The sequence below is a fragment of the Mesorhizobium loti CJ3sym genome, from assembly GCF_000472785.1.
In the GTDB taxonomy this organism is placed as follows: Bacteria; Pseudomonadota; Alphaproteobacteria; order Rhizobiales; family Rhizobiaceae; genus Mesorhizobium; species Mesorhizobium loti_E.
Genome location: NZ_AXAL01000062.1, coordinates 1 through 5,941 on the forward strand (window position 1 = coordinate 1; position 5,941 = coordinate 5,941).

At 62.0% G+C, this 5,941-nt stretch carries 6 protein-coding genes; 3 read left to right on the top strand and 3 right to left on the bottom strand.

All coding sequences use genetic code 11. The features are described from left to right. Nucleotides 1-448, top strand: a 448-nt coding sequence (locus tag A3A9_RS46155; protein WP_027062809.1) for a class I SAM-dependent methyltransferase, incomplete at its 5' end; no start/stop codon positions are given. 1,202 nt (nt 449-1,650) lie between these two features. Here A3A9_RS46155 and A3A9_RS46675 read toward each other — a convergent pair. After that, the gene (locus A3A9_RS46675) at nt 1,651-2,709 is read right to left on the bottom strand and encodes a glycosyltransferase family 4 protein (protein WP_161634583.1); all 1,059 of its coding nucleotides are present in this window, start codon (nt 2,707-2,709) and stop codon (nt 1,651-1,653) included. 266 nt (nt 2,710-2,975) lie between these two features. Between A3A9_RS46675 and A3A9_RS0136260 the strand changes: the two genes are divergently transcribed. After that, complete coding sequence (locus A3A9_RS0136260; protein ID WP_027062811.1) at nt 2,976-3,905, top strand: glycosyltransferase family 2 protein; 930 nt, start codon at nt 2,976-2,978, stop codon at nt 3,903-3,905. Here A3A9_RS0136260 and A3A9_RS40815 read toward each other — a convergent pair. Then, entirely contained in the window at nt 3,865-4,512 is a 648-nt protein-coding gene (locus A3A9_RS40815; protein WP_051371524.1) for a polysaccharide deacetylase family protein, read from the bottom strand. The genes A3A9_RS0136260 and A3A9_RS40815 overlap by 41 nt on opposite strands. 125 nt (nt 4,513-4,637) lie before the next feature. Further along, complete coding sequence (locus A3A9_RS40820) at nt 4,638-5,534, bottom strand: glycosyltransferase family 2 protein (protein ID WP_245279227.1); 897 nt, start codon at nt 5,532-5,534, stop codon at nt 4,638-4,640. A gap of 200 nt (nt 5,535-5,734) precedes the next feature. Between A3A9_RS40820 and A3A9_RS45585 the strand changes: the two genes are divergently transcribed. Next, on the top strand, nt 5,735-5,941 hold a 207-nt coding region (locus tag A3A9_RS45585; protein WP_210163703.1), incomplete at its 3' end, for a hypothetical protein.

Genomic DNA, 5,941 nt, shown 5'->3' on the forward strand with positions numbered 1-5,941 from the left:
CGGCCGCATGCGGACGCTGGCGAAGGAACCGGGCCGAGAGAACGTCGAAGCCGTATCGGCGGACCTCGTGGCGATGCCGCAGGCCACGCAGCCAGCGGATGTCTTGTGGCTGCACCTGTTCTACCACGATCTCCACACCGCGCTGATGCAGAAGAAGGGTGCGACGGCGGCCGACTTCAATCGAGCCGTCTATNAGCGGCTGAAGCCCGGTGGGTCCTACGTCATCGTCGACCACGCCGCCGCCGCTGGGTCGGGCACGAGCGACACCCAGTCGCTGCATCGGATTGACCCTGCGTCCGTCCGCGAGGAGGTGGAGGCGGCCGGCTTCGTACTGGACGCGGAAAGCACCATGCTCGCGAACAAGGACGATCAGCACGCGATCAAGGTCTTCGATCCTTCGATCAAGGGCGAGACCGATCGCTTCGCCTATCGGTTCGTGAAGCCCTGACAGGTCTCGGCGCCGACTTCATGTCGACTCCCCGATGGGTGCAAACAAGCTCATCGAAGTCATCGAGGCAACCCTGCTTACCGCCACGAAGTCGGCTTTGGATGAGCTCGTCTGATGGGCCTACGCGACGATGGCGTCTAAGCGCATCGTTCGGGGCGTCGGAGAAATTCTTCGACAAATATTCGACCTACCATCTCGACAAGTCGGAAGTGCGGAGCAAGGCAGCAGTATAGAAGTGTATGGTTCGGCCTCTCGGAGAAACGATTGATCAGCTCCAGCCTCGCTGAGATGTTGCCAATATGGTCAGCGTCGATCGGATACCGCGCAAGCGTCAAATTGATTGCGCCTTAACGGCAAATTAGCCATATTTTGTCGGTAGCACTGTCAGTGTGACAGGGTTGGGGTCGTCGCGAGACGATGGTACGGGTGGGCACCTGAAGCCAGATTCGAAGGTCGGTAGCCATTGGGCGAACCGGCGTGCTACGCAGCATCGGGCGGATCGCAGGGATGAAGATCCCCGAGCCGGCTTTGGTTGTGCCCGCGAAGTTCTTGGCGAGCCGGCGACGGCAAGATTCAGGTCAGACTGTTAGGTTAGATGTGCTCAGCTTCTGCGGCCAGAATCGAGTGGCATGGAAATCGCAATCGCAGTCTTCGACCTGGCCAAGGCCGGCGGCATCGAGCGGGATGCCACAAGGGTAGCGCGCGTGCTGCTCGACCGCAATTGGCGCGTGAGATTGTTCAGCACTTCGGCCGGGCCGCTGGCGGACGGTATTCCGATCTCAATATTGTCCGCGCGGGGACTGACCAACTATGGCCGGATGGCTGCATTTGCGAACGATCTTGAGCAAGCGGTCGACCATCGCAAGCAGTTGGTCGTCGGCTTTCAGAAGCTGATCGGGCTCGATGTTCTCTATTGTGGCGATCGAAGCTTCGCGGAGCGGCCGTTGCCGTGGCTGTTGCCGCGCTACCGCGTTATGCGCAAGCTTGAAGAGGCGTGTTGCGGGCCGCAGTCTAGGACGCGCCTGCTGATGCTCAGCCAGCCCCAGGCCGATGCCTATCGACGGGCGTGGTCGATCGCGCCCGAACGCATCACGGTCCTGCCGCCGACGCTCGATCCCCGCCGTGTCATTGCCTCGCCGACGGACTCCGAGCGCCTGGAATTGCGCCGATCCCTCGGCATCAAGGAGGAGCAGAGCGGATGGCTATGGATCGGCATGCAGCCAAACGTCAAAGGCCTCGACCGGGCAATAGCCGCGCTCTCGATGGTTCCGAACGCGCTGATGGTGGTTGCCGGCGTCGATCCGATGCGCAAACGGGCACGCCGGATGGGCGATGCAAGGAAGGCCGGTCGCCATCGCCTCTGTCAGGCTGAGGGGAAAGCCCTCGACCGGACTGGCCAGCACGAAGATATCGAGGGCGTGGTAAATGGCGCGCGGATCGGTCTGCCAGCCGACAAGCCGAATATGGTCGGCGGCGCTCGATGACTGAATTTTCTGTTCTATTTCGCGGCGATACCAGCCGTCCCCCGCGATGATCAGGACGGCGTTCGCGGCCGGCCTTTGCTGGAGAACGGCCGCAAAGGCATCGATCAGAACATCGATGTTCTTTTCCGGTCCGAGCCGACCGACGTATCCCACAGCGAGAGTCTCGTCCGACAGTCCCAGCCGTTCGCGCGCCTGGCGCCGTGCCGACCCGGTCGGTTCGGTGAACATGGGATCGACCCAGTTCGCGCAGAGGCGGAGCTTGTCTGGAGCCATGCCGAACTCCTCTGTCGCGATCTGCGACAACCGGCCTGACACGACGATCGTGCGGTGGACGCAGGCGTTCATGACAGCGCCGTACTGAGGTTTCGAAAACATGGATCGCCATCTGAACGCCAGCGGAGAATGTTCGATGGTGTAGATGCGCCGGCCGGCTGCCCTGGTCATGAGCAGTTCGACGACAGGTGTTTCGGCGAAGGTTCCGCGGCAGAAAATGAAATCATGGCCGGGATGTCTGGCCAGGACCGAAGCCCAGATGGCGGTTCTGCGAAACCGGAATCGCCTCGGCTTGGCGATGAGACGCTGATAGGAAAGCCGCCGAATATACTCTATCTCGATCGCTTCTGCCGGAAGCAGGTCAGAAAAATAGTCTCTTTCCACGGAAATGATCTTGACTGGAATTCCCAGGGACCTGGCGGCGTAGGCTACGTCGGCCGTGTGGACATGGAGGCCACCGGGATCACCGCTGCCGCCGACGAACAAGAGGTGCCTTTTCTTCACCGGGGAGACTCTTCGACGGCGTCGCCGGCGTTGCGCCGACCGCAATTCATAGATCGCGCCTGCGGGTTCGTAAAGAGTTGCCGGTCGCGATAACAAAGCCGCAAGCTGGACCTACTATAGTTGCCAGCATATTCCCGGTCGCCACGACCCGTTTCAATTTCCCGTCGACAAAATCAACCTCCGGTCTACGGAATCAACTGGCCTTCGCCATACTTCGGCTCGACTGGGGCGCCAAACGGTCGCTGGGTTGGGTGGGAAATCATCGGGTGAAAGACATTTCGGTTATCATACCTGCATGCAATGCAGCGGCTTCAATCGCCTTGACGATCGCTTCTCTTGCCTCGGAAGCAGACCTCATTGAAGAAATACTGGTCATTGACGACGGCTCCACGGACGATACCGGCGGCGTCGCCGAGCAGGCCGGCCGGCTAAGCGGGCTGCCGGTGCGGGTCCGTCGGGTGGAGAGGTTCCATGCCGGGGCGGCCCGCAACTCCGGGTTGGACATGGCGGTGGCCGACTGGCTCTATTTCATCGACGCCGACGACCTCCATCGGACGGGCGGATTGCGCAGCCTGCTCCGCAAAGGGCACGAACATGATGCCACCGATATCGTCATCGGCGCCTATGTCAGGCGCATCGAAGGTATCGACCGCCTGATCGACGCCCCGGCCGGCTATGGTCCCTCACGCCTCGAAAACGCCAGCAATTACCTGATCGACAAATGCCAGACGATCAACATGGGCGGCGCGTTGATCAGGCGGCGCGCCATTGGAGCGGTGCGCTTTCCGGAAAGCGTCCACTATGAGGAAGACACGCTGTTCTGGGCCAGGCTCTTGACCCAGGCGAGCATCGACAAGGTGACGACATCGGTGCTGACCTATCATGCCTCAAGGGCGCGGGCGGACGATCGCCTGACGGTTCTGTCCGCCAATCGCTTCTTCGCCTGGCGCAAGGCTTTGCGCCAGCTCGGCGCTGCGCACATCGACGACAAGGTGCTGCGCAGGCGCGAGGCGCTGCTGGCCATCAAGATCGGACGTGTCCTCTATCTCAGGGGTAATTTCGGCAAGGCCGATCGTTTCCTGAAAATCGCATGGCCGCTGCCCAAGGACGGCAGGACGCGCTGGCGCTTCTGGCGTTATCGGCTAAGGCTGCTGTTCAGTCGGGGTTCAGTTGCCCGGCAATCGCGCAAAGCGTAGCTGGGTTCTCGAAGGCAATGCGGCCGGATTTCTTCAACCGGCGGATGAAGAGATCGAAATTCTCGGCGGTGGTGCGCCGGTCGTCATGGGCCAGGATGACGCTGGCCTCCCTCTTATGCGTCGCGTGAAGCGCCTTGTCGATCCAGCCCTTGGGTTGGCACTGCAAATCCCAGTCGGTCGGGTCCACGTTCCATAGCACGGTGCGGTGGCCAAGGTCGTCGGCGATCGCGCAAACGGTTTGATCGATGGCGCCGAAAGGCGGTCGGAAAATCTTCTCGTCGCGCGTGAAGGCTGAAATGAGCTTGGCTGTGGTTTCGATCTCGTCGCGGATCTCGGCGGCTGTCAGCTCCGTCAGGCGGCGATGTGAAAAGGTGTGGTTGCCGATCCGGTGCCCGGCATCGAAAACACGCTGGACGACAGCTGGCTGCGCGGCAACCTTCTCGCCGATCATGAAGAAGGCCGCCTTGATCCGATGCCGGTCGAGCACCTTGAGTATCTTTTCTGTATTGATGGGGTCGGGGCCATCGTCGAGGGTCAGCCAGACGCGCCGCGGCGATTTCCCGGCATGGCGGATGCGGGTGAAGATCGATGAATATATATTCGACATGCCCACCCGGTCGGCATCGTTCCCCGCGACCGGCCACCCCCTGCGGCCGAAAACGCCCGATGTCGACCGTCGATTTCTAGATCACCGGCAGCTAATATTGAATAAACAAGATCGTGAAGGGCCGTTCACGCCGCGCCGGTCGGGCGTTTGTAGATCTCGACGCGGCGGCCAAGCAGCCGCAACAGCCGACCGGCGGACATCGTTCCGGAGACCAGCAGTTTCGTGGCGCCTGCCTTGTCGGACCGCCAGCGCAAGGCAGCCAGCCCGAGGTCTCGCACGGCCGGGCGAATGCAGCGCAAGCCCAGCTTGACGCGGCGGCGGAGCGGCAGATGAAGCCATTCGATCTCGGCGCCCGTTCCGCCATAGCGCAACGCCCGCCGGAGCAGCCAGCCCATGTTCGCGTTCGAGCTGGAGTGCAAGGAGCCGACGAGCGCCCCGCTGGACCAGACGAGACGGGCGCCGCGATCGAGCATGGCCTTGAACAGATGGGTGTCCTCGCCGCCGGTGAGCCCATAGCCGAGGTCGAAGGGCGCTACCCGGTCCGGCAGGGCCGCGCGCCTCACCAAGGCATTGCCGGTGCGCGTCTGCCACCATCTAAGCTCTGCCCCGTCGGCGAAGTCGAAGGTCTCGAACATGCCGGAGGTGCGGATGTGAGGTGCGACATCCGGCGCGAAGAGATTCGCAATGTTGCCGAAGGCGGCGTCGGCGCCGGTAGCCGTCAGCGTGCCATGCAGACTACCGAGCCAATCCGGCTCCGCCCATTCGTCATCATCGATGAAGGCGAGGAACTCACCGGCGGCGATGGCCACGGCGCGGTTTCGCGTCGCCGCGACCCCGGGCACCGTCTCGCGGCAATAGGTCAGGGCCAAATCACCGACGAAACGGTCGCAAACGGCCTGCGCCGATCCGTCCACGTCGTTGTCGACGACAATCACCTCGAAATCCGGCGCGCCGACCTGGACGCTCAGGGACTCAAGAAGTCTCGCCAGTCCCTCGGGCCGGCGGTGGGTGGCTATGCACACCGAGGTCGATATTGCCAGCAAGATCCCCCAGCGCCGATCCTATCGGCCGCGCCCCGTCTCCATCGGGCGCAAGAAAACAGGCCCGGCCGGCGCCTGGCAAGCAGGCATTCGTAAAAAACCGTGCTTACCCTCCACTCACATAACTGTTTGGACCGGAGACATCGCGAACAGGTGTGCGAAGACATCGCGAACAGTTTCCCATGCTATCGGCTGATTGCGTTGAGGTCGATGGTTTGGATTTTCTGGTGGCGGAAGTAGACGTCGAAGACACCGTCCTGTCCGGTCGGTCTGAAAGCGACAGTCCTGCCGGCGAAGGCGTTGCAGATTTTGAATGCGCGTCCGAACAACGAGGTTGCACCCTTCTGCTGGATTTTGCGGAGGTGGTCGCCGAGTGCGTATTCGAAGGG